3 protein-coding genes are annotated in these 2,946 nt (G+C 76.6%); all 3 read left to right on the top strand.

All coding sequences use genetic code 11. The features are described 5' to 3' along the window. The first annotated feature begins 475 nt into the window (after positions 1 to 475). The 3 genes from GCU69_RS12185 to GCU69_RS12175 all read left to right on the top strand — a co-directional run bounded on the left by GCU69_RS12185 (position 476) and on the right by GCU69_RS12175 (position 2,862). Positions 476 to 1,402, top strand: a complete 927-nt coding sequence (locus GCU69_RS12185; protein WP_098750086.1) for a sugar kinase — start codon at positions 476 to 478, stop codon at positions 1,400 to 1,402. Positions 1,403 to 1,545: 143 nt separating this feature from the next. Then, a complete protein-coding gene (locus tag GCU69_RS12180) occupies positions 1,546 to 2,199 on the top strand; it encodes a bifunctional 4-hydroxy-2-oxoglutarate aldolase/2-dehydro-3-deoxy-phosphogluconate aldolase (protein WP_156206019.1) in 654 nt (217 codons plus the stop codon). A gap of 210 nt (positions 2,200 to 2,409) precedes the next feature. Continuing rightward, positions 2,410 to 2,862 (top strand): ATP-binding protein, encoded by a 453-nt coding sequence (locus GCU69_RS12175; RefSeq protein WP_098750072.1) that lies wholly within the window; start codon positions 2,410 to 2,412, stop codon positions 2,860 to 2,862. Positions 2,863 to 2,946: the final 84 nt, after the last annotated feature.

Here is a 2,946-nt window from a genome sequence, read left to right as displayed (position 1 = left end):
GGCCCGCCGCTCGCTGCCCGGCCCCGTCCGCTCGCTGTCCCTTCGCTGTCTGCTCGCTGCCGGCTTGGTGCCCGCTCGCTGCCGCTTCTCTGTCCGCTCTGCGCCGGCTCGCTGCCCGTTCCCTGCGCGTCTGCCGTCCCGCCCGCGGCGTCTTCCCGGCTCCGCCCCGCCACCGGCGTGTGTTCGGGAGTTGAATCCGCGGGAGCTGCGAGCCTGCCACCGGCCGGGCCCGCCACGAGGGCGCGTACGGGGTGAACAGGAGCCGTCACGGCGTACGGGTGTGCCCCGGAACCCCCCCGGGTACGCGCAGGCGGCAGCCCGACGCGCCGCCACGTGCCCCGCATGCGCCCCCTGGCGCGCCCCGGCGGCGCCGCTGTCGGACCCGGCCGGTACGGTTCCGGCAGAACAGACGTACAGGCGAGGAGCGGAGGCAACGGTGGCAAACGGGCCGGAGGCGGTCACCTGCGGTGAAGCGATGCTCTTGCTCCTGGCCGAGCCCGGCGTCCCGCTCGCCCGGGCGGTGAACTTCCGGCGGTCCGTGGCCGGGGCCGAGTCGAACGTCGCCGCCGGACTCGCCCGGCTCGGCCACCGCGTCCGCTGGCTCGGCCGGGTCGGTGACGACCCCGCGGGCGAGGCCGTGCTCCGCGAGCTGCGCGCCGACGGCGTCGACACCTCCTGGGCCGGCGTGGACCCCGACCTGCCCACCGGGCTGCTGATGCGCGACAGCCACCCCGGCCGCGCCGTCGACGTGCAGTATTTCCGTACCGGCTCCGCCGCCTCCCATCTCGCGCCCGAGCACATACGGCCCGAGGCGCTCGACGGCGCCCGGCTGTGCCATGTCTCGGGCATCACCCCGATGCTGTCCTCCACGGCCGCCGCCGCCACCCGCCGGCTCGTCGACACCGCCCGCTCCGCCGGTGCCCTGGTGTCCTTCGACCCCAACGTCCGCCACAAGCTCGGCGGCGCCGCCCAGTGGGCGCAGACCGTCGGCCCGCTGCTCCGCGAGGCGGACATCGTGCTGGCCGGCGAACGGGAACTGGAGATGCTCACCGCGCGCACGGCCGACGAGGCGGCGGCCGAGCTGCTGAAGGGCCGCGCCCGTACGGTCGTGATCAAGGGCGAGGACCACACGGCGACCGCCGTCACCGCGGACGGGCGGTGGACCCAGCAGCCCTTCCCGGTCCCCGCGGTCGACCCGGTCGGCGCGGGAGACGCGTTCGCCGCCGGCTATCTCTCCGGCCTGCTCCGCGGCCTGCCGCAGCAGGAGTCGCTGGCCGAGGGCGCCTGCGTGGCGGCCCTCGTGGTCCAGTCGGTCACCGACACCGACGGACTGCCCACCGCGGCCGCCCGTGACCGCGCCCTGGCGGCCCTGACCGGTGGCGGCGAGTCCGTCCACCGCTGAGCCGGCCGCCCCGCCCCAATCCGCGCCGTCCCGCCGTTTCCCCCCACATCACCCACTTCACCCACCTGCCCCGCCCGCGGGCGCCCGTTCCACGCGGCCCGCGGCGCACCACCGAAGCCACCGAAGAAGGGCGGCAAACTGCCGTGTACCGCTGGGAGATCACTCGCGCCGTGCTGGCGCAGCGCGTCTTCGCCGTCGTCCGCACCGACAGCTACGACAAGGCCGCGGCGACCGCCGGCACCCTCCTGTCCGCCGGGCTCACGGGCCTGGAGATCTCGCTGACCACCCCCTTCGCGCTGGAGGCCGTCACCACCCTCACCCGCGAGGTGGGCGACGAGGCCGTGATCGGCGCCGGCACCGTGCTGGACGCCCAGACGGCGCGGATGGCGGTCGACGCCGGGGCCCGCTTCCTGGTCTCGCCCAGCCTGGACGCCGAGGTCATCCGCACCGGCCACCGGTACGGCGTCCCCGTCTTCCCCGGTGTCGCCACCCCCACCGAAATGGTGCGCGCCCTGGAGCTGGGGGCCGACGCGCTGAAGCTCTTCCCGGCATCCGGCCAGTCGCCGCGCCGGCTGAGGGACATCCGCGCCGCGCTGCCGCAGGCCCCGCTCGTCCCCACCGGAGGGGTCACCCTCGAGGACGCTCCCGAGTGGATCGCGGCCGGTGCCGTGGCCTGCGGCATCGGCTCGGCGCTCGCCGAGGGCGACCGCGCGGAGGTCAGCCGGCGCGTGTCCGACCTGCTGCGCCGGCTCGCCGACGCGGCTCCGGGGGAGAAGGGCGGGGACACCCCGGAGTGACGCGGGGCGGCGGGCCGGACAGGCGCGGGGGCGGCGGACCGGAGCGGCACGGGCGGCAGGAGTGACCCGCGGGCGACACGGGCGGAGAATCGACTCTCCGTACCGGTGCGGCTACTCTGCGTGCTGGATATCCTGACAGGGCGGCCGGCTCCGTATGTCACGGCCGGCGGTCGTGCAGTCCGTTCCCGCCCCTACCGAGGGACCGCCGTCATGCTCGCCCACCCACGCGAGTTCACGATCCAGCTCAGCTCGACCCGGCGAGGCGCCCGTCTCGCCCGCCGTCTCGCGACGCAGCAGCTGGCCGAGTGGGGCTGGGGTTACGACAGCGACATCTCCCGCACGGTCGCCCTCCTGGTCGGCGAGCTTGCCGCGAACGCCGTCCAGCACGGGCGGCTGCCGGGCCGGGACTTCGGGCTGCGGGTCGCCGCGGACTCCGGTGAGGGGCTGCCGGTCGCCGTGCGGATCGAGGTGTCGGACGTCCGCGAGGACAAGCGGCCGCCCGCCGCGGCGCGGATCACCGCGCCGCCGCCGGAGGCGGAGAGCGGCCGCGGGCTGCTGCTCGTCTGCGCGCTGGCGACCCGCTGGGGCACCACCGGCCGTGAGCCGGTGGGCAAGACGATCTGGTGCGAACTGGAGATCCGCGGACCCGGCCGCCGGGCCTGAGCCGGCCCCGAGCCGCTACGGAGGCGCCGCCGGGCCGCCGTCCTCGGGCGCCGCCGCTGGGACGCCGCCGGGCCGCCGTCCTCG

The organism is Streptomyces lycii, assembly GCF_009735685.1.
GTDB classification, from domain to species: domain Bacteria; phylum Actinomycetota; class Actinomycetes; order Streptomycetales; family Streptomycetaceae; genus Streptomyces; species Streptomyces lycii.
Note: the sequence above shows the minus strand (reverse complement) of the source record. Positions and strands in the feature narration are given on the sequence as shown.